Genomic DNA, 20,711 nt, shown 5'->3' with positions numbered 1-20,711 from the left:
GTAATCGCAGATCATGAACGGCGAGGACAAACTCCGCTACTTCCTGAAGCGCGTGACCAACGAGCTGCAGGAGACCCGCGAGCGCCTCAGCGAGGTCGAGGCGGCGAGCCGGGAACCGATCGCGATCGTGGGAATGGCCTGCCGGTTCCCCGGCGACGTCACCTCGCCCGAGGATCTGTGGTCGCTCCTGCAGGCCGAAGGCTCGGCCGTCGGTGACTTCCCGGCCGACCGGGGCTGGGATGTCGACGCCATTTATGACCCGGAGCCCGGACTCGCCGGGCACACCTATACCCATGCGGGCGGATTCCTCGCCGACGTGGCCGGATTCGACGCGGCGTTTTTCGGCATCTCGCCGCGTGAGGCGCTCGCCATGGATCCGCAGCAGCGGTTGTTGCTGGAGACCTCGTGGGAGGCAATCGAACGGGCGGGTATCGATCCGCAGAACCTGCGAGGCAGCCGGACCGGGGTCTTCACCGGACTGACCTACCACGACTATGCGACGGACCTCGGCGCCGTGCCCGACGAGCTCCAGGGATTTCTCGGTAACGGCAACGCGGGCAGTGTGGCGTCGGGCCGGGTGGCGTATTCGTTCGGTTTCGAGGGTCCGGCGGTGACGGTGGATACGGCGTGTTCGTCGTCGTTGGTGGCGTTGCATTTGGCTGTGCAGGCGTTGCGGTCGGGGGAGTGTGATCTGGCGCTGGCCGGCGGGGTGACGGTCATGTCCACGCCGGGGGTGTTCGTGGAGTTTTCCCGGCAGCGTGGGCTGGCCGCGGACGGGCGGTGTAAGTCGTTCGCGGCGGCGGCGGACGGTACGGGTTGGTCCGAGGGTGTCGGCCTGGTGTTGGTGGAGCGGTTGTCGGATGCGCGTCGTCATGGGCATCGGGTGTTGGCGGTGGTGCGGGGTTCGGCGGTGAATCAGGATGGCGCGTCGAATGGTTTGACGGCGCCGAATGGTCCGTCGCAGCAGCGGGTGATTCGCCAGGCGTTGAGTGTGGCTGGTTTGACGTCGGCGGATGTGGATGTGGTGGAGGCTCATGGCACTGGTACTCGGTTGGGTGATCCGATCGAGGCGCAGGCGGTGTTGGCGACGTATGGCCAGGACCGGGCAACGCCGGTGTTGTTGGGGTCGGTGAAGTCGAATCTGGGTCATACGCAGGCCGCGGCGGGTGTCGCGGGTGTGATCAAGATGGTGTTGGCGATGCGTCATGGTGTGGTGCCACGGTCGCTGCACATCGATGAGCCGAGTCCGCATGTGGACTGGTCGGCTGGCGCGGTGCGGTTGGTGCGGGAGACCACGGTGTGGCCGGAGGTCGACCGGCCGCGTCGGGCGGGTGTGTCGTCGTTCGGAGTGAGTGGCACCAACGCCCACGTGGTGCTGGAACAAAGCCCCGAACCCGAACCGGTGTCCGATGGGCCTGAGTCGGGTCCGGGGTTGGGTTCGGAGTTGGGTCCGACGGTGTGGGTGGTGTCGGCCCGTTCGGTGGCGGGTCTGCGCGCCCAGGTTGACCGGTTGGCGTCGTTTGTGCAGGCCCGGCCGGAGTTGCCGCCGGGGATGGTCGCGGCGGGTTTGGTGCGGCGGCGGGCGTTGCTGCCGTACCGGGCTGTGGGTGTGGGTGCCACCGCGGGCGAGTTGATCGCCGGTTTACGTACCGCACCCGACCCGGCAGCGGCCGCGGCGGCTGGTGGTGGTGGTGTGGGGTGGTTGTTCACAGGTCAGGGCTCGCAGCGCCAGGGCATGGGTACGGGCTTGGCCACGCGGTTTCCGGTGTTCGCGGCGGAGTTCACACGGGTGTGTGGCCTGTTGGACGAGTTCCTGCCGCGACCGTTGGCTCAGGTGATCGCTGAGGGCGGCCCGCTGCTGGACCGCACGATGTACGCACAGGCGGCCGTGTTCGCGGTCCAGGTCGCGCAGGTGGCGTTGCTGCGCTCGTTCGGTGTGCGCCCGCAGGTGGTGTTGGGCCACTCGGTGGGCGAGTTCGCCGCGGCGGTGACCGCCGGGGTCCTCGACATGACGGACGCGTGCCGGCTGGTGGCGGCGCGGGGCCGGCTGATGGATGCCCTGCCAGCGGGCGGGGCGATGCTCGCGGTACACGCCGGCGAGCAGCAGGTCCGGCAATGGGTGACCGGATTGGACGTGGCGGCGGTCAACACCGCCGGGCAGGTGGTTCTCTCCGGAACGGAACCGGCCGTGGACGCGGCTGCCGGGCTGCTGGCGGGGTACGGGGTCAGAGCACGCCGACTGCGAGTGTCACACGCGTTTCACTCAGTGTTGATGGAGCCGATGCTCGCCGAGTTCGCGGACATCGCGGGCACCGTCACCTACCAACCGGCGCAGGTTCCGATGCTGTCAAGCGTGCGGGCCGGTGCTGATGTGAGCACCCCCGAATATTGGGTGCGGCATGTGCGCGACACAGTACGTTTCGCCGACGCGATCGCAGCCCTGGACACCCCGACCAATATCGAGGTGGGTCCGGACGCGACATTGACCGCGATGCTGACCGACCACCGGATCAGCCCGCTACTGCGCCGTGACGCCGACGAAGCCACCACCTACCTGAAGGCACTAGGCGACCTGCACACCGCCGGCATCCCGATCAACTGGGAACCGATCCTGCCAGCGACCGACCGGCAGGTGGACCTACCGACGTATGCGTTCCAACACCAGCGCTACTGGCTGGACCCGGCCGGTGACGGCGGGGGTTGGCGGGGTTCTGCGGTGCGGGTGGCTGATGGTGGTGTGGTGGTGTCAGCGACGGTGTCGTTGGCGCGGCAGCCGTGGCTGGCCGATCACGCGGTCAACGGTGTGGTACTCGTGCCCGGCACCGGATTCGTGGACTGGGCCGTGCACGCCGGTGACCTGGCCGGTGCGCCGGTGCTGCGGGAACTAACCGTGCAGACCCCACTGGTCCTCGACACAACCAGCACGGTCGAGGTGCAGACCACGGTGAGCGCTGACCATCAGGTCGCGATCTACTCGCGTGCTGGTGAGGAGCAGCCGTGGATTTGCCACGCCACCGGGGTGCTTGCGGAGGCCGCCGAGAGTGGTGTTCCCGAGGCTGGCTCGTCGTGGCCGCCGGCTGGGGCGGCCCCGATTCGGTTGGAGGGCTTTTACGACCGGCTGGCCGGGGTGGGTTTGCAGTATGGGCCGGTGTTCCAGGGTGTGCAGGCGGCTTGGCGTGACGGCGAAGACCTTGTTGCTGAGGTTGTCCTGGACGAGACCGGTCGGGGGCAGGTTGACCACTTTGGGGTGCATCCGGCGTTGCTGGATGCCGCGTTGCATGTGGCGGCGCTCGGTATGCCGGATGGTCCTGCCGAGCCGCTGTTGCCGTTCGCGTGGCAGGACGTGTGTGTGTATGCCACCGGTGCGACGCGGGTGCGGGTGCGGATGCGCGCCGACGACCAGCGGGTCTCTCTGACGTTGACCGACATGTCCGGGGGTGTGGTCGCCACGGTCGGATCGCTTGTCCTTCGCGTGTTGCCGGATCAGCCGGTGACCCGCACCCGGGACTTGTATGTGGTGGACTGGGTTGACGCCGGCCGAGCCCAAGCAGACCGCGGTGAGGCGGGTCTGCCGGTGTGGGACTGCACCGGGGTTGGTCTGCACGAGGTGTTGGCCGGGGCGCGGCAGCGGCTGGCCGACGATCAGCAGCGTTGGCTGGTCCTCGTCCCGGGAGGTCAGGACGTCCCCGGGGCGGCTGCGGTGTGGGGGCTGTTGGCGTCCGCGCAGAGTGAGCATCCGGGCCGGTTCGTGTTGGTTGACGCGGCCGATGCCAACCTGGCCCGGGCAGCGGTCGCTGTGTGTGACGAACCGCAGCTACGTGTCGACGGGAACGGGTCTATCCGGGTACCCCGGCTGGTTCGCGTTCGCGCGCCGGGTGGTGACGAGCCGGTGGGCTTCGGTGCCGGCCCGGTGTTGATCACTGGTGGTACCGGCACGCTTGGTGGTCTGCTGGCCCGGCATCTGGCCCGCGAGCATGGTGTCACCGATCTGCTGCTGGTCTCCCGGCGCGGCCCCCACGCCCCCGGCACGGGCGAGCTGGCCAAGGACCTGCGCGAGGCCGGCGCCCAGGCGCGGATCGTCGCCTGTGACCTGACCGACCGGCAAGCACTCGCGGCACTGCTGGATGAGCACTGTCCCAGCGCGGTGATCCATGCGGCGGGTGTGCTCGACGACGCCACCATCACCAACCTCACCCCTGCCCAGCTCGACACGGTGTTCACGGCCAAGGCGGTCACCGCGGGATACCTGCACGAGCTGACCCGGGACCGGGACCTGCACGCGTTCGTCCTGTTCTCCTCCGCTTCCGGGGTGTTCGGCTCGGCCGGGCAGGCCAACTACGCCGCCGCGAACGCCTACCTCGACGCCCTGGCCCGACAACGACGTGAAGACAACCTTCCCGCACAGTCATTGGCCTGGGGACTGTGGGAGACCGAGAGCACGTTGGCGGGATCGGCGGACCGGGGCCGGTTGGCGCGGTCGGGCGTGTTGCCAATCGACGACGAGCTGGGCCTGCGGCTGTTCGATGCGGCGGTCAGGATCGGCTCGCCGGTGGTGGTGCCGGTGCGGTTGCAGCTGACCGGCTCGATGGGCGAGGTTCCGTCGCTGCTGTCCCGCCTGGTGCCGGCGACGCGGCGGACGGCGGCGAGCGGTGACCAGAAGTCCTGGGTACACCAGCTGGCCGAACGGGATCCGGCGGGGCGGCGCGCTGAACTTGTACGCCAGGTCTGCGCGCTGGCGGCCGCGGTGCTGGGATTCGCCGGGGGCGATCAGATCGACGCCGGGTCGCGGTTCCGGGAGCTGGGCTTCGACTCGCTGACAGCGGTCGATCTGCGAAACCACCTGGTTTCCCGGTTTGGCCTGCAGTTGCCGGCGACGCTGATCTTCGATTACCCGTCTCCCGCCGCGCTGGCCGGGTATCTCGATGAGGTGCTGTTCGGCGGCGGGCAGTCGGTGTCCGCGTCGGTGGTGGCGGCTGCGACCGATGGCGATCCGATTGTGATCGTTGGTATGGCGTGCCGGTTTCCGGGTGGGGTGTCGTCGCCGGATGAGTTGTGGGATCTGGTGGTCGGGGAGCGGGACGCGATCGGTGGTTTTCCGCTCGATCGTGGTTGGGATGTGGACCGGCTGTTTGATCCGGATCCTGATCGGACGGGTAGGAGCTATGCGCGTGAGGGTGGTTTCCTTTACGACGCTGCGGAGTTCGACGCCGGCCTGTTCGGGATCTCGCCGCGGGAGGCGTTGGCGATGGATCCGCAGCAGCGGTTGCTGCTGGAGACCTCGTGGGAGGTCCTCGAACGAGCCGGAATCGACCCGCTGAGTTTGCGGGGGAGCCGGACCGGCGTCTTCACCGGCCTGATGTACCACGACTATCTCGGTCGCATGCACCAGATCCCGCCCGAGCTCGAAGGCCACATGGGCAACGGCAACGCCGGCAGCATCGCGTCGGGCCGGATCTCGTACACGTTCGGGTTCGAGGGCCCGGCGGTGACGGTGGACACCGCCTGCTCGTCGTCCCTGGTCGCCCTGCACCTGGCCATCCAGGCACTCCGGTCCGGAGAGTGCGATCTGGCCCTGGCCGGCGGTGTCGCCGTAATGGCGACGCCGGGGGTGTTCGTGGAGTTCTCCCGGCAACGCGGGCTGGCCGCGGACGGCCGGTGCAAGTCCTTCGCCGCGGCGGCGGACGGCACGGGATGGTCCGAAGGCGCGGGTGTGCTGTTGGTGGAGCGGTTGTCGGATGCGCGTCGTCATGGCCATCGGGTGTTGGCGGTGGTGCGGGGTTCGGCGGTGAATCAGGATGGCGCGTCGAATGGTTTGACGGCCCCGAATGGTCCGTCGCAGCAGCGGGTGATTCGCCAGGCGTTGAGTGTGGCCGGGTTGACGTCGGCGGATGTGGATGTGGTGGAGGCTCATGGCACTGGTACTCGGTTGGGTGATCCGATCGAGGCGCAGGCGGTGTTGGCGACGTATGGCCAGGACCGGACAATCCCGGTGTTGTTGGGGTCGGTGAAGTCGAATCTGGGTCATACGCAGGCCGCGGCGGGTGTCGCGGGTGTGATCAAGATGGTGTTGGCGATGCGTCATGGTGTGGTGCCACGGTCGCTGCACATCGATGAGCCGAGTCCGCATGTGGACTGGTCGGCTGGCGCGGTGCGGTTGGCGAGCGAGACCACGGTGTGGCCGGAGGTCGACCGGCCGCGTCGGGCGGGTGTGTCGTCGTTCGGAGTGAGTGGCACCAACGCCCACGTGGTGCTGGAACAAAGCCCCGAACCCGAACCCGGCCCGGTGTCCGATGGGCCTGAGCCGGAGTGGGTGTCTGGTGGGTTGGGTCCGACGGTGTGGGTGGTGTCGGCCCGTTCAGCGGCGGGCCTGCACGCCCAGGTCGACCGGTTGGCGTCGTTTGTGCAGGCCCGGCCGGAGTTGCCGCCGGGGATGGTCGCGGCGGGTTTGGTGCGACGGCGGGCGTTGCTGCCGTACCGGGCTGTGGGCGTGGGTGCCACCGCGGGCGAGTTGATCGCTGGTTTGCGTACCGCACCCGACCCGGCAGCAGCGGCGGCTGGTGGTGGTGTGGTGTGGGTGTTCGCGGGTCAGGGCTGGCAGTGGCAGGGCATGGGCCGGCAGTTGATGACCGAGTCGGTGGTGTTCGCCGAGGCGATGGCGGAGTGTGACGCGGCGTTACGGCCGTGGACCGGACGGTCGGTGCTGGATGACCACGACGGTGACGTGCGTGTGGTGCAGCCGCTGATGTGGGCGGTGATGGTGTCACTGTCCCGGGTGTGGCGTTCGTTGGGCGTGTACCCGTCAGCGGTGATCGGTCATTCCCAGGGTGAGTTGGCTGCCGCGGTAGCGGCGGGAGCGCTGTCGCTGGCTGAAGGCGCACGGATCGTGGCGGTGCGCGCCGCGGTGATCGCCGAAACACTGTCCGGTCGGGGCGGAATGCTGTCAGTCGCGTTGCCCGAGACGCGGGTACGTGAGTTGGTCGACGGTGTGCCCGGAGTCGACGTAGCGGCGGTGAACGGCCCGGGATTGTGCGTGGTCTCCGGTGACCGCGCCGCCGTGGAATCGATTGACTGGGGCCAGGCACGAACGCGGTGGGTTGATGTGGACTACGCCTCGCACTCGGTTCAGGTGGAGACGGCCGAGGAGTTGTTGTCACAACGGTTGGGTGTTGTGGAATTCCAGGCAGGGCAGGTGCCCTGGTACTCGACGGTGACCGGTGAGCTGATCGATCCAGCAGGACTCGACGCCGGGTACTGGTTTACGAACCTACGCGCCGAAGTGCGGTTCGAAGCAGCGGTACGCGCGGCGGTACGCGACGGCCGTGACCGGTTCCTGGAGGTGTCCGGACACCCGGTGCTACTGCCAGGCATCACCACGACACTCGGTGACATACCCGCAGTGGTGAGCGGAACGTTGCAGCGCGACCGAGGTGGTCTGATCGAGGTGTTACGCGCAGCCGCCGTATTGCACACCGCCGGCATCCCGATCAACTGGGAACCGATCCTGCCAGCGACCGACCGGCAGGTGGACCTACCGACATATGCCTTCCAACACCAGCGCTACTGGCTGGACCCGGCCGGTGACGGCGGCTGGCGGGGTTCTGCGGTGCGGTTGGCTGATGGTGGTGTGGTGGTGTCAGCGACGGTGTCGTTGGCGCGGCAGCCGTGGCTGGCCGATCACGCGGTCAACGGTGTGGTACTCGTGCCCGGCACCGGATTCGTGGACTGGGCTGTGCACGCCGGTGACCTGGCCGGTGCGCCGGTGCTGCGGGAGTTGACCGTGCAGACCCCACTGGTCCTCGACACAACCAGCACAGTCGAGGTGCAGACCACCGTCAACGGTCAGCAGCAGGTCGCGATCTACTCGCGGGGCGGTGACGATGAGCCGTGGACCTGCCACGCCACCGGTGTGCTCGGCCCGGCGGTGGCCGAGCCCATCGCGGACGATGCGTCGTGGCCGCCGGCCGGGGCGACGCCCGTTGCCGTGCAGGGTTTCTACGACGCGTTGGCCGCCCGTGGCTACGAGTACGGGCCGGTGTTCCAGGGTGTGCAGGCGGCTTGGCGTGACGGCGAAGACCTTGTTGCTGAGGTTGTCCTGGACGAGACCGGTCGGGAGCAGGTTGACCACTTTGGGGTGCATCCGGCGTTGCTGGATGCCGCGTTGCATGTGGCGGCGCTCGGTATGCCGGATGGTCCTGCCGAGCCGCTGTTGCCGTTCGCGTGGCAGGACGTGTGTGTGTATGCCACCGGTGCGACGCGGGTGCGGGTGCGGATGCGCGCCGACGACCAGCGGGTCTCTCTGACGTTGACCGACATGTCCGGGGGTGTGGTCGCCACGGTCGGATCGCTTGCTCTTCGCGTGTTGCCGGATCAGCCGGTGACCCGCACCACCCGGGACTTGTATGTGGTGGACTGGGTTGACGCCGGCCGAGCCCAGACGGACCGCGAGGTAGTCCCGGCCAGCGAGGCGGGTCTGCCGGTGTGGGACTGCACCGGGGTTGGTCTGCACGAGGTGTTGGCCGGGGCGCGGCAGCGGCTGGCCGACGATCAGCAGCGTTGGCTGGTCCTCGTCCCGGGAGGTCAGGACGTCCCCGGGGCGGCTGCGGTGTGGGGGCTGTTGGCGTCCGCGCAGAGTGAGCATCCGGGCCGGTTCGTGTTGGTTGACGCGGCCGATGCCAACCTGGCCCGGGCAGCGGTCGCTGTGTGTGACGAACCGCAGCTACGTGTCGACGGGAACGGGTCTATCCGGGTACCCCGGCTGGTTCGCGTTCGCGCGCCGGGTGGTGACGAGCCGGTGGGCTTCGGTGCCGGCCCGGTGTTGATCACTGGTGGTACCGGCACGCTTGGTGGTCTGCTGGCCCGGCATCTGGCCCGCGAGCATGGTGTCACCGATCTGCTGCTGGTCTCCCGGCGCGGCCCCCACGCCCCCGGCACGGGCGAGCTGGCCAAGGACCTGCGCGAGGCCGGCGCCCAGGCACGGATCATCGCCTGCGACCTGACCAACCGGCAAGCACTGGCGGCACTGCTCGCCGAACACACCCCGACCGCGGTCATCCACGCGGCGGGTGTGCTCGACGACGCCACCATCACCAACCTCACCCCTGCCCAGCTCGACACGGTCCTGAACAGCAAGGCCCGGACCGCCGAGTACCTGCACGAGCTGACCCGCGACCTGGACCTGCACGCGTTCGTCCTGTTCTCCTCCGCCGCCGGGCTGTTCGGCTCGGCCGGGCAGGCCAACTACGCCGCCGCGAACGCCTACCTCGACGCCCTGGCCCGACAACGACGTGAAGACAACCTTCCCGCACAGTCACTGGCCTGGGGACTGTGGGAAACCACCAGCGCCATGACCGCCACCGTCGACACCACCCGGGCATACAACGGTGTCCTGGCAATGACCGACCAGCACGCACTCACCCTCTTCGACACCGCACTGCACACCGACCACCCCGTCCTCGTGCCGATCCGGCTGCGCCTCGACGGCACGTCGGCGACGCATCCGCTGCTCGACAAGCTGGCACCCGTACGCCGGAGCGCGGCCGACAGCATCTCCCGCCCGGCGGCGCCGCGCACGGAGGAGGATTTCATCGATCGGGTCCGCGCCGAGGCCGCCGCCGTGCTCGGCCACCGCTCCGGACACGACGTCGATCCGGACGGGCAGTTCACCGAGTTGGGCTTCGACTCGCTGGCGGCCATCAAACTGCGTAACCAGCTGGGCGCGGCAACCGGCGTGCGGCTGGCCGCGACCGCGGTGTTCGACCACCCGACGGCCCGCGAACTGGGCCGCCACCTGCACGCGGCCTCCGGGGGAGCCCCGGCCCAGGCCGCCGAGGGGGACACACTCAGCTCGCTGTTCCGCGATGCCGTCGCGGCCGGCCGCCGCGACGACGGCTTCGAGCTGCTGTCGGCGGTCGCGAAGCTCCGCCCAGGGTTCGGCTCGCCGGCCGACCTGCCGAGCATCGCTCCGCCCGTACGGCTGGCCAAGGGTCCCACACCGCCCCGTCTGATCTGCGTGCCGTCGCCGATGGGCTTGGGCGGCGCCCACCAGTACGCGCGGCTTGCGGCGGCGTTGCGGGACGTCCGTGAGGTGTACGGCCTGGCGATTCCCGGCTTCCTGCAGTCCGAGGCCCTGCCCGAGTCGCCCGACGCGGTCGTCCAGTGGCTTGCGGCCAGCCTGCTCCAGGTGGTCGGGGACGACCCGTACGCGGTGGTCGGCTACTCCTCCGGCGGACTGTTCGCCCAGGGCCTCACTCGGCTGCTGGAGGAGCAGGGCCGCCCCCCGGCCGGCCTGGCGCTGCTGGACACCTACCTGCCGAACAGCACGGCGATGGAGCATTTCGCCACGCCGATGCTGGAGGGGCTCTTCGAGCGGGAGGAGTCGCTAGGCCCCTTCACCAGCGCCCGTCTCTCCGCGATGGGTCGCTACGTGCGGCTGATCGCCGAGTGCAAGATCCCGACGGTCACGACGCCCACCCTCTTCGTCCGGCCGGCCGAACTGTTCCGCGCCGGCCCGGGCGCCCCCGAACCGGAGTCCTGGCGGGCGACGTGGGAATCGGCCGCCGCCACGGCCGAGGTGCCCGGTGATCACTTCTCGATGCTGGAACAGGGGGCGACCCGGACGGCTCGCGTGATCGACGAGTGGCTGGCTTCCGTGCCATGAGCAGACAGGAGATGCCCCCGTGCCCACCCACCCTCACCCCGGCCGCATTCTTTTCGCGGCCCTGCCCAGCGCCGGGCTGATCAACCCGTTGCTGGCGGTCGCCGCCGAGCTCGCCGAGCGCGGCGTCGACGACCTCTGGTTCGCGTCCACCGATGACCGCCGGGACGACGTCGCCGCCCTGCCGGGGACCGGGCCGGTGCGGTTCGTGTCGTTCGGGCGGTACAAGCCGGAGCTGGACCCGACCAAGTGGGACGACGCCGTACTGCGGTCGATGGCCGGCCCGTCGCGGCTACGCAGCTTCGCCGCGTTCATCACCCGCAACATCGACCACGGGTACGCCGACCAGCAGTACCGCCGCGCCCTGGCGGTCCTCGACCAGGTCCGCCCGGCGCTGGCGGTCATCGATCTGTGTACGCCGTGGGCGATCGACGCGGCGATGACACGCCGGATCCCGTACGTGCTGACGGTGCCGGTGCCGGTCAGCGGCGTCTATTCGGAGCGGCTGCCGTGGTCGTACCCGACGCCCTTCTCCGGGCTGCCGGCCGCCATGACCACCACCCAGCGGATCGCCAACGTGCTCTTCCGGATCGGCACCCGGGGCGTTCTCCTGCGGCCGGGCACGCTGCTGCCGATGGTCGCGGCGGCGCGCCGCCGCAAGGCCGCGGGCGTACGCAATCCCGCCGCGCTGCCGTCCCGGTATGCCGACGCCGCAGCTGCTGTGCTGGTGACCTCGATCTTTGGCCTGGAGGTGCCGTTCCCGGTCGACGACCGGGTGCGGATGGTCGGGCCGATCGTGCGATCGGAGGAGGATGGCATCCCGGCCGGCTCGGAGCTCGGTGCCTGGCTGGCGGCACACCCCTCGGTCGTCTACGTCGGCCTGGGCACCATTGCGCGCGTGTCGCAGCGGCAGGTTGCGGGCGTGCTGGAGCTCGCGGCGCGGCTGGGGCCGGAGCATCACGTGCTCTGGAAACTGCCGAGGGATCAGCAGCGGCTGCTGCCCGCCGAGCTGCCACCGAACCTGCGGGTGGAGAGCTGGGTGCCGTCGCAGTTGGGGGTGCTGGCCCATCCGAGCGTGCGGGTCTTCGTCAACCACGGTGGCGGCAACGCGGTCCACGAGGCGCTCGCGTTCGGCAAGCCGCAGGTCGTGATGCCGTTCTGGATGGACTGTCATGACCTGGCCGCCCGGGTGACCGAGGCCGGCGCCGGCCGCACTGTCCCCTACGCCGCGCAGGACCTCGGGGACCGGCTGACCGACGCTGTCACGACCGTGCTGCGCGAGGACCGTTACGCCCGGCGAGCGGAGTTCTGGGCCGGTGAGTTGCGGGCGGCCGGCGGCGTGCGGGCCGCTGCGGATGTCGTGCTGGCCGAACGGGATCGGGGCCGGAACGCGCAGTCGGTTGGATAGGGGCCGCGTCGCGGAGTTAAGGGTTGGGCCGGCAAACGACCTCTCCTACGGTCGAAAAGAGAGATATCGCACCGTCGCGGACCAAGCTCAGGCACGGGAGGCAAGCTATGGACAATTCGGTCGACAGCGCCGCAGGCGCGTTGGATGTCGTTCTCGAGGGTGGCCCGGACACTCTGCCGCAGGAGCAGCGCCGGCGCCGGGTCGACCCGCTCACCGACACCGTCAAGGTCTGCCACTACGGCGGCCACGAGCATTTCCGGAAGGTGGACGGCGAGACGACGGCGGACGGCTCCTCGCTGTTCCGCTGGATCGGGCGCACCCGGATCGCGGAGTGATGACGAGCGCACCCGCATTCGCCTACTGGCTCGCCGGCTCGCCGACCTTCGACGGTGGACTCGACGTCGACCGGCCCCGGCTGGAAGCGCATCTCCAGGAGGGGGCGGGACTGCTGGCGGCGCTACCTCCGACTCACGCCCGTAATGCTCAACATCAGTTGACCGCCCGGTGCATCGACGAGGAATGCCTGGCTGCCCGGTCCCTGTTTCTGGCCCGCCACGCGGGCGAGGTCCATCGTCGGATCGCCCGGCTTCACCCGGCGCCCCGCATGTCGGACCTGCTTCGCCTGGGCGGCACGCTCTTCCCGGAACTGGTGCCGGCCGAAGCACCCGCGTACACCGATCAGGCGTCGTTCATCGCGGCGCTGCTGGCCGACGCCGACGCCGGGCCGCTGATCGTCGACGCCATGCGGGCACCGACGCAGCGAGCGCGGCGGCTGCTCGACGAGTTCCAACGCACCGCAAGCGTCGACCTGGGCCGGGCCCGGATCCGCCGGAGAGGCTCGGCCGCGCACGTGTTCCTGACCAATCCCGGCGCGGGCAACGCGGAGGACGACGTCTCCGTGGCGGACCTCGAGGTCGCTGTGGACCTCGCGCTGCTGGACGACGAAGTCCGGGTGGCGGTGCTGCGGGGCGGAACCGTCCGGCGGCCCGGGGACGGCACCTGTCGCGTCTTCAGTGCCGGCGTTGATCCGGCCGGGCTGCGCCGGGGAGCGGTGACGCTCGGCGGCTTCGTGCTCCGCCGCGAGTTCGGTGTCCTCGCCAAGGTGGCCTACGGGCTGGCTACCCCGCAGCGGTCCGCGCCGCTTCGCAAGCCCTGGGTGGCCGCGGTCGACACCGTGGCGATCGGCTGCGGCGCCGAGGCGCTGGCCGCCTTCGACCGGGTGCTGGTCGCCGCGGACGCCCACGCCGCGCTGCCGGTGTCCGACGAGGATGCCGCGCTGGTACGGCTCGACGCGGAGGCGATGGTGGGCCGGGGACTGGCCGACGAGGTGGTCGCGCCGGACGACATGGACCTGGCCGTCGGCCGGGCGACGGTGGCGGTGGCGGGCAGGACCACTCGCGGCGGGGACGGGCCGGATCTCGGCCGGCTGGCGGGCCTCGTGCGGGCACGGGCGCGCCGGCTGGAATGCCACCAGCGGGCGCACCGGGCCGAGCCGACGATGGTGGTGCGATGACCGCACCGGGCCCGCCGTCCACGCGTGTCGCGGGGTCATTCGCCTGACGGTGACTCCGATGATGGTGTGCAGCTCACTGGTGACCGCTGCACATCGGCGGCCACGCAGTTGGGTAACGGCATTTTGACGGTGCCGAGTTTTCCCGCGGAGACCGATGATGGCGAGGGCCCGGGTAAGACCACACGGTGCCCCGACCGGGAGCCTCGCCTGGCGGTATCACCCCTCCACGATCCCGCTGTCCAGCCGCACCTGAACCACCTCGCTGACCTCATCCGAGCGCACCGTCGGTGGCGGGCGCCTCGACCCCGGCCGGCCGGCGCTGCTCGCCCTGGCCCACCTGAGCAACGGCGACACCCGCACCCGGCTCGCCGCCGGGTTCGAGATCGGCGTCGCCCGCACTGACCGATAACCGGAGTTGGAGCTTTATGCGGTGGCCGCCGCCGAAACAGGATGCGACGCGACTATTCGGGTATGGGCGAAATGCATTGCTGGCCGCCGGGGCGAGGCTGAACCCTTGTGGTGCTGAAGCAGCCAGTAGCCGCTTGGCCGGTTCAGCGCATTCCGGTTCAAACGGTTCCGACGGAAGGACAATTATGAGCACCCACACCAAGCGGAGGCTGTCGGCCACCATGGCCGGCCTGGCTATCGCGCTGATCCCACTGGCCCCGGCATCGGCGGCTGAAAGTACCACTGCTGCGCCCACGGACACCGTGCAGGCCAATGTCAGCGAATCCGTACCTGCGTACAAGCCGTGGGAAAAATACTGATCGACCAGTCCGGGCCGGGCTGGCGAGGATTCCTGCACGAGAGCGGGCTGCGCGACGTCGGTAGGGGCGGCCAGCAAACGCAGGAACGCCAACCAGCCGACCGCGTACTCGGTTGAGGCTTGGAAACTGCCTCGACGTCGGGTGCGGCAGGTCAGTGATCGATGGTCAGCGGGGTCTCCGGTAGAGGGTTCATCGGCCAGGAGGAACCCGAATATCGGAGACCTCGCGGCCACGTATGGCAGCAGGTCGTTACCGGGTTGCCGTCTCGTGCCGACGCGTCCGAAAAGCACTGCCGACCCTCTGACCGCCGGACGCCGCCGCCGGCGGCCAGCCACCCGCCCCGGCCCCGACGCCTACCGACAGCGCCACGCCGTCGGGTGCGGCATCAACCGGTTCAAACCCCGCCGCGGCCCTGGCCACCCGACCCGACGAACTCGTCGTCCGCTACGAAGCCACCACTTCGGAGGTGGCCGAATGGTGTTGCTCGCCCCCTCAGGCGAACCGAAAGCTTGAGCCACTGGTGACGGGGTGGTCAGTTCACAGGCAATGGGGCCCAGTCCGGAAACGAGTTCGCCGGACCGGGCGAACCTGGGGCCCCGTCAACTGCCGAGACACTGGTGCGAGCAGAATGAGAGGGCACGACTTGTCGATCAGCCAGCTACGACGCGACGTGACGTCCCAGAGCCGCCAGCGGCATACGGAAGGCGGGCGTGCGGGAACGTTGGAGGACCGGCGGGTCTCGTACCGGCTGGGGCTGCTGGGCACGCTCGAGGTCTGGGGGACGCGACGAAGAGCGGCCATCGGCGGCCCTCGTCACCAGTCCCTGTTGGCCGCGCTGGCGGCGCGCGCCGGTAGTGTGGTCGCCACCGAACAGCTGATTGACGACCTGTGGCCGGAAAGGACTCCCGCCTCCGCGCGCCAGCAGGTACAGAACGTCGTCGCCGAAATCCGTCGCGCTTTTCGGCTTGCTGACGTACCGGGCAGCCCACTCGTGAGTCGTTTTCCTGGCTACCTGCTCTGCTTCGGTGATGACAGCGTCGACAGCCGGCGTTTCGAGGCGCAGGTCGCCGACGCCCGCCGCCATGCCGGACAACGCGCCTACGAGGATGCCGTGCGAGTCTTCCGTACGGCGGACGCGCTGTGGCGAGGGCCGGCCTTCCAGGGAATATCCGGCAGAGCGGTTCGCGCGGAGGCGAAGCGCCTCGAAGAGGTCAGACTCGACGCGGCGGAGGAACGCCTGGACCTCGAATTGGCACTCGGACGCCACCGCGAGTTGATCGCCGAGCTGAGCCAGTTGACGATTCTGCACCCGCTTCGAGAACGGGCGTGGGGCCAGCTCATGGTGGCGTTGTATCGCTCGGGGCGGCAGGCGGAGGCGTTGAACGCCTACACCCGTGCACGACGGACACTCGGCGACGAGTTGGGTATCGACCCCTGTCGGGAGCTGCAGGATCTGGCCGGTGCGATCCTGCGCGGCGAGGTGTGCAGGTCAGCCTGGCAATCCCATCGGCGGTGAGCGGCTCGAAGCCGTCCGGCCTACCCGAGCAACAGGGCCGCTGCTCCCGGACCACCGACCCTGGCGGTGGCATACACGTGCAGCGCTAGTGCCACGCCCGCAGCCCCCTCCAGGAAGCCCGGTCGATGGCGAGCGAGTTTGCCGCCGAGCGGTTCGTGACGGACGCCGAACGGCACCTGGGGCAGGTACCACGACATGGTCCGCTCGGCGAGCCGGTCGGCCAGTCGCTGCCAGGGGCGACTGCGGTCCTGCCCGGCCACCTGACAGACGAGGGTCAGCAGCCCGCCCCAGCCGTGGCACAGGTTCGCGTCGTCGAGCGCCCCGGCGCGCTCCGCTCGGTCGACCGAATGCCAGAGCAGAGCGAGTGCCTCCTGTTGCAGTGCGGGCCGGTGGAGTGTGCGCCCCGCGAGGTGCAGGCTGTGTGCCACACCGGGTGTGCCGTAGCACCATGCCGACCGGTCGCCGGAAGGTCCGTCTGGAACGCCCGTCATCTCCTCGGCGAGCGAGACCGCTGACGGCCAGTACGTGTCGCCGTTGTCGGTGCGCAGCTGCGACGCCAACCAGGTGCAGATGCGGTCCATCGCCGTCTCGTGACCGGGCACTGTCACACCAGCCTCGTACGCCAGTGCCAGTAGCGCCAGCGGTCCCGCGATCCCGTGTGCCTGGCCGACGTTGATGTGACCCCTCGCGTAACGCGGGTGCTCCCGGGTGAGCAGCGACGGGCTGCCCGGTGTCCACCATCCGGCGACCGTCGCTCCGTCGACGGTGATCGGCTCAGTGAGCCTCACCAGGTAGGTGAGGATCGTTGCGAGCGTCTCGTCGGTCTCGTGGCGGTGCAGCAGATACCGCCCCAGCCCGGTGACGCCGGAAATCAGGTCGAAGCTGCCCATACTGGTACCGCGGGCACCCGCCGCGAGGCGAGCATGTTCAGGCCCCAGCAACGCCTCGACCTCGGCCGCGACGCGGTCGTCGATCTCGCGTAGCAGGCCCGCGTACTCGCCGGGGCGACGCGCGCCGAAACTCGCCGCGATGCCGATTCCGGCGAGTCCCCCGAACAGGCCAGTGTCACCGGCCTGGAGACCGTCCACCGCGGCACTCAGGTGGGCATGCATCGTGGCCCGGTCGTCCGCCCGGTCAAGCTCGCTGAACAGGAGCGCGATCCCTGGGTGACCGCTGGCCAGCGCCGCCGGCCGCCAGGGGTGACGAGGAGGAAATCCGGGTACGTGGTCGAGATTGTCCGGCGCCAGCACAGTGGTGACGACCCCGCCGGGGTCGGCCAGCCGATCCGCGATCTCCCCGGCCATCTGGGCGGCCCGTTCACGCGTTGCGCGCATCGTGTCTCCTGCGACTCTGATCCCAGTGCACCGCTGCCCGGGCGAGACCGTACGAACGCTGCTCAGTCTCCGGACGCGCCCCGATGGTGCGGTTGTGATGCATGTGCAGGACGCCGCGCAGCGCCTCGTCCCACACCACGCCGCTGTCCTCCTGCGCCCACAACGACCGCAGGCGGTCGCCGTAGTCGGTGGCGGCACGCGCGCGGTGCCGCCACGCTTCGAGGAGTTGCCGGCCACCCGGCGAGGACGTGAGGACATTCCAGTCACCGCTCGGGTCCAGCACCCGCCTGGCGGACGAGCGCGCTGCCTTCGGCACCTCGTCACTCAGGCGACGCGGATACGCGTCGAGCAGCCACTCCTGCCAGCCGGGGCCGTGCAAATGGCGCAGCAGATCGAGATACGACGCCGCGGCGAGCAACTCCGGCGACAGGTCGATGGCGCCGGCGGCGCGGAGTTGCAGCTCGACGATCGCCGCTTCGCTGTCCGCGCGGAACAGCCGTTCGGCGGGTGCCATGGCCTCCGGGCCGCCATACCGGTGCCACTCCGGCTCGTAGGTGTCCAAGACGACACCGCGCACCTGATTGGACGCGCGCAACCGCTCAGCCCACCCGCACACCAGATCGAGGACGTTTGCCGCGGCGTCGGAGGTCTCCACGCCGGCCTCGATGTGGAAGCGCAGTCGCAGGTGCGGCTCAGGGTCCGCGTACCGGATGTAGAACCAGCGGTCGACCAGCTCGGGCACCGATTCCAGGAGCGTGGGGAGCTGCCGCGCCAGCAGCTCGTCCTGCTGCGCCGCGGCCAGGTAGACCTTGGCGAAGACCCACTGGCTCCCCGGCGGGTAGCGACGGGGAGCGGTCGCCGCGTGGCTCACCGGTGCGGCCGTGGGCGGCCGAACTCGGGATCCCGCGCCGACGAGCGGCACCACGATCTCGTTGGCGTACCCGTCGAGCCAGCCGGTCATCTCGTCCGAGCTGGTCAGGTCCTCGACAAGGACGACCGTGAGCTTACGTCGGAGCTCCTGCCGGAGCAGCCGGAGGTGCAACGGCACGTTCAGGTCCAGTGCGAGGTGATTGTCCCCCTCGGTCAGCAAGACCCGGTCCGGTATCCGGACTCGCGTACGCCAGCGCTGGAACAGCCGCTCCCACTGAGGCCAGGTGTGCCGTTCGTCGTTGAGCCGCGGGTCTGTCCGCCAGCGGGCCGGGCTGAGCACCGTCCGGCCGTACCGCACGCGCGGCAGGTGCGGCAGCCGGTCGATCTGTCCCCACTGCCAGCCGTGCCAGAGGCGATCGCCGGAATGGGCTATCTCCCCGATGAACCTCGCCGCGTTCGTCATCGTCGAGGTGGGATTGAGCATGTGCGGCGTCGTCACGGACACCTCGCGCCCGTGTGAGCGCGAGACCAGGTAGAGCCGGTGGTTGTCCGCGCCGACCAGCAGGTCCTCGACGGCGATGACGGCCGGATCGCCGCGATCCACATAGCCGCTGGCCGGAACACGGTACGGCAACATCATCGGCACCTGCATGACATTCCGGTGCTGGTCGTTGAGCGGCGCGGCCGTCAACTGTGCCAGCAGCGCCTCGCTGCCGGCAGCGCTCGCCGCCGCCCGTCGCACCATCGATCCCACCTCGGCGCCCTGCTGGCCGAACAGGTACACGAACCGTCCGAAGGTCGCTCCTGTTGCCAGGGCCCCGCTCATGGCCGACAGGATGAACCGGAAGTCGCCGGCGTCGATTGCCGCCACGGACGGCGCGCACAACTGCCCGTACATCTCCACCGCGCTCGGTGGGTCCTCGCTGACCGGTCCGGCCAGCGCCTCGATCATCTCGTCGTCGAGCACGAGTTCACCGGCGTCGTGGAGTGCCTCCTGCGCCAGGGCGTAGCGGAGCTCGTCGCGGCGGTTGTGCCCGGGATTCTCGGCGGGTGCCTCCCTTGTGCTGGGCGGAAATCGGTAGGTGGCAGGGGGGCCGAGCCCGGCCTGCGGGTCCAGTAGCTCAAGCAGTGGCACCAGACGGCCCTGGCCGTACCTCGCAACTACCTCGGCGTGGTACTGGGTGAGGTGCCTGTTGCGGGTCCGTTCGTCGCCCAGCCTCCAGAGCGCGTCAGCCGCCCCCTCCAGTTCTGCCGTGACGACACGGGGCAGCCGGACGTCGACGTCGAGAGCCAGGTCTACGGCGACGACCGTCTCCGCTGTTCGTAGCTCGCGTGCAGAGTCGCGCAAGGCCCGCCACTGCCCCAGGCCGTGTCCGAGCGGGGTCTGCGAGTAGCGCTCCAGGTACTCCCGCAACACCCGGAGCTGCCGCAACTCGGGAGCGCCGCTGGCGGCGAGCCGATCCACCAGGTACCCGAGCGGGTCGACCTCGTGTGGCGGAGGGCGTAGATCGCTCACCAGGAACCCGTGGGTGAGGAGCTCGCCCAGCACGTTCTCGACAGTGGCGGGTCGGGTGCCGGGGAACCTGTCCAGCAGCTGCGCGACGAGGCGCGGGTAAGGGATGGGCAGCCGGCTGTGGGCCAGTGCCTCGCGTACGGCTGGCGTCAGGCGGACCGACACCTCGTGTCCGCCGTCTCGGCCCGGCTCGGCGCGCGGGCGCATCAGCGAGATCCGGTCTCCGCGAAGGAGAGTCAGGTCGCTGGCTGCCACGGTTACGGCGTTCAGCACCTCGGGGCGACGTTCGAGATCGGTGACGATCGCGTGCAGCCAGGACGAGTCGGGCCGTACGCCCTTGCCGGGCGCGGCGCCAATCCGCACCTTCGCCTGTTGCCCCACCTCCGCTACCGCCACTCCCGCCAGGAGGCCGAACGGGGTGGCGCGCGCCGACATCCGCAGCAGGTACCGAGTGGTCGCGTAGACGCTGCGGCGCAGCCGGGCATGATCGACGGCAATTCCATTCTCGATTTTGTGAAGGGTGCGGTCGAGCGAGGGACTGGAGACCGCGAGGGCCTCTCGGACCACGGGATCCGCGGTCAGTTCGCGCAGATACCGAACCGCGTCGGCATCCTGCCGCGGATCGTCGGGATCGATCGCGGCCCGGGTAACCGCGCCTCCGGTGCGGCGCAGCAGCGAGGCGCGCACCAGGGCCATTTCGGCCGCCTGATAGCGCTGCTTCGGATTGTTCATCAGATCCCCCGAACCTCACTTCGCTAACGGCCCAAACAGTAACCGTGCCTGAGCCGGGATGCCACAGGCCGAGCGAGTCGTCACGGTTACCAGATCCTTAGCGAAAGGATGTTGAATCAGTGGCGGCATGTGAAAGCGTCTGGCTCAAATCCCAGTACGGCCGCCGGCGCGCCTGGTGTGTCCGGAGCCATTCGAGCAGAGGAGATCGCCATGAAGACTCTCGTTCCCGCGCCTTCCGACACGTCGGGCGATCCGTTCGATCTCGACCTCCGCACGCTATCGGCGGGAACGGCGCAGCCCATCGAGCTCGCCGGCACCGGCGACTGTGATACCTGGGGCGGAACGTGTTGGAGCTGCCTGGGCTCCACCTGCGGATTCACCTGTGGGGGCCGCACCGGAAAGCC

General features: G+C 69.7%; 7 protein-coding genes and 2 pseudogenes. 7 read left to right on the top strand and 2 right to left on the bottom strand.

Annotation, left to right across the window (positions count from 1 at the left end; genetic code table 11):
* Window positions 1-13: 13 nt before the first annotated feature.
* The 7 genes and pseudogenes from GA0070604_RS33640 to GA0070604_RS19895 form a co-directional block, all read left to right on the top strand.
* Window positions 14-10,627, top strand: a pseudogene (locus GA0070604_RS33640) (SDR family NAD(P)-dependent oxidoreductase); the annotation flags it as partial.
* A 49-nt stretch (window positions 10,628-10,676) separates the two neighbouring features.
* A complete protein-coding gene (locus tag GA0070604_RS19915) occupies window positions 10,677-12,062 on the top strand; it encodes a glycosyltransferase (RefSeq protein ID WP_091120513.1) in 1,386 nt (461 codons plus the stop codon).
* Window positions 12,063-12,169: 107 nt separating this feature from the next.
* On the top strand, window positions 12,170-12,397 hold the full coding sequence (locus GA0070604_RS19910) for a DUF5988 family protein (RefSeq protein ID WP_091120508.1): 228 nt from the start codon (window positions 12,170-12,172) through the stop codon (window positions 12,395-12,397).
* Window positions 12,397-13,575 (top strand): enoyl-CoA hydratase/isomerase family protein, encoded by a 1,179-nt coding sequence (locus GA0070604_RS19905; protein WP_091120503.1) that lies wholly within the window; start codon window positions 12,397-12,399, stop codon window positions 13,573-13,575. The genes GA0070604_RS19910 and GA0070604_RS19905 overlap by 1 nt, the downstream gene beginning before the upstream one ends.
* Before the next feature lie 157 nt (window positions 13,576-13,732).
* A pseudogene (locus GA0070604_RS33085) lies at window positions 13,733-13,969 on the top strand (hypothetical protein); the annotation flags it as partial.
* A 199-nt stretch (window positions 13,970-14,168) separates the two neighbouring features.
* Window positions 14,169-14,342, top strand: a complete 174-nt coding sequence (locus GA0070604_RS33080; protein ID WP_208602128.1) for a hypothetical protein — start codon at window positions 14,169-14,171, stop codon at window positions 14,340-14,342.
* Between the two features lie 643 nt (window positions 14,343-14,985).
* A complete protein-coding gene (locus GA0070604_RS19895; protein WP_208602127.1) occupies window positions 14,986-15,858 on the top strand; it encodes an AfsR/SARP family transcriptional regulator in 873 nt (290 codons plus the stop codon).
* A gap of 20 nt (window positions 15,859-15,878) precedes the next feature.
* Here GA0070604_RS19895 and GA0070604_RS19890 read toward each other — a convergent pair whose 3' ends face one another.
* Window positions 15,879-17,192: a lanthionine synthetase C family protein gene (locus tag GA0070604_RS19890; RefSeq protein ID WP_091120496.1), complete on the bottom strand. Its 1,314-nt coding sequence runs from the start codon at window positions 17,190-17,192 to the stop codon at window positions 15,879-15,881.
* Window positions 17,176-20,307, bottom strand: a complete 3,132-nt coding sequence (locus GA0070604_RS19885; RefSeq protein WP_091120493.1) for a lantibiotic dehydratase — start codon at window positions 20,305-20,307, stop codon at window positions 17,176-17,178. The genes GA0070604_RS19890 and GA0070604_RS19885 overlap by 17 nt, the downstream gene beginning before the upstream one ends.
* Window positions 20,308-20,711 lie beyond the last annotated feature (404 nt).

It is taken from the genome of Micromonospora eburnea (genome assembly GCF_900090225.1).
Taxonomy (GTDB): Bacteria; Actinomycetota; Actinomycetes; order Mycobacteriales; family Micromonosporaceae; genus Micromonospora; species Micromonospora eburnea.
The sequence above is the reverse complement of the archived record's forward strand: the minus strand, read 5'-3'. Positions and strand labels throughout refer to the sequence as shown.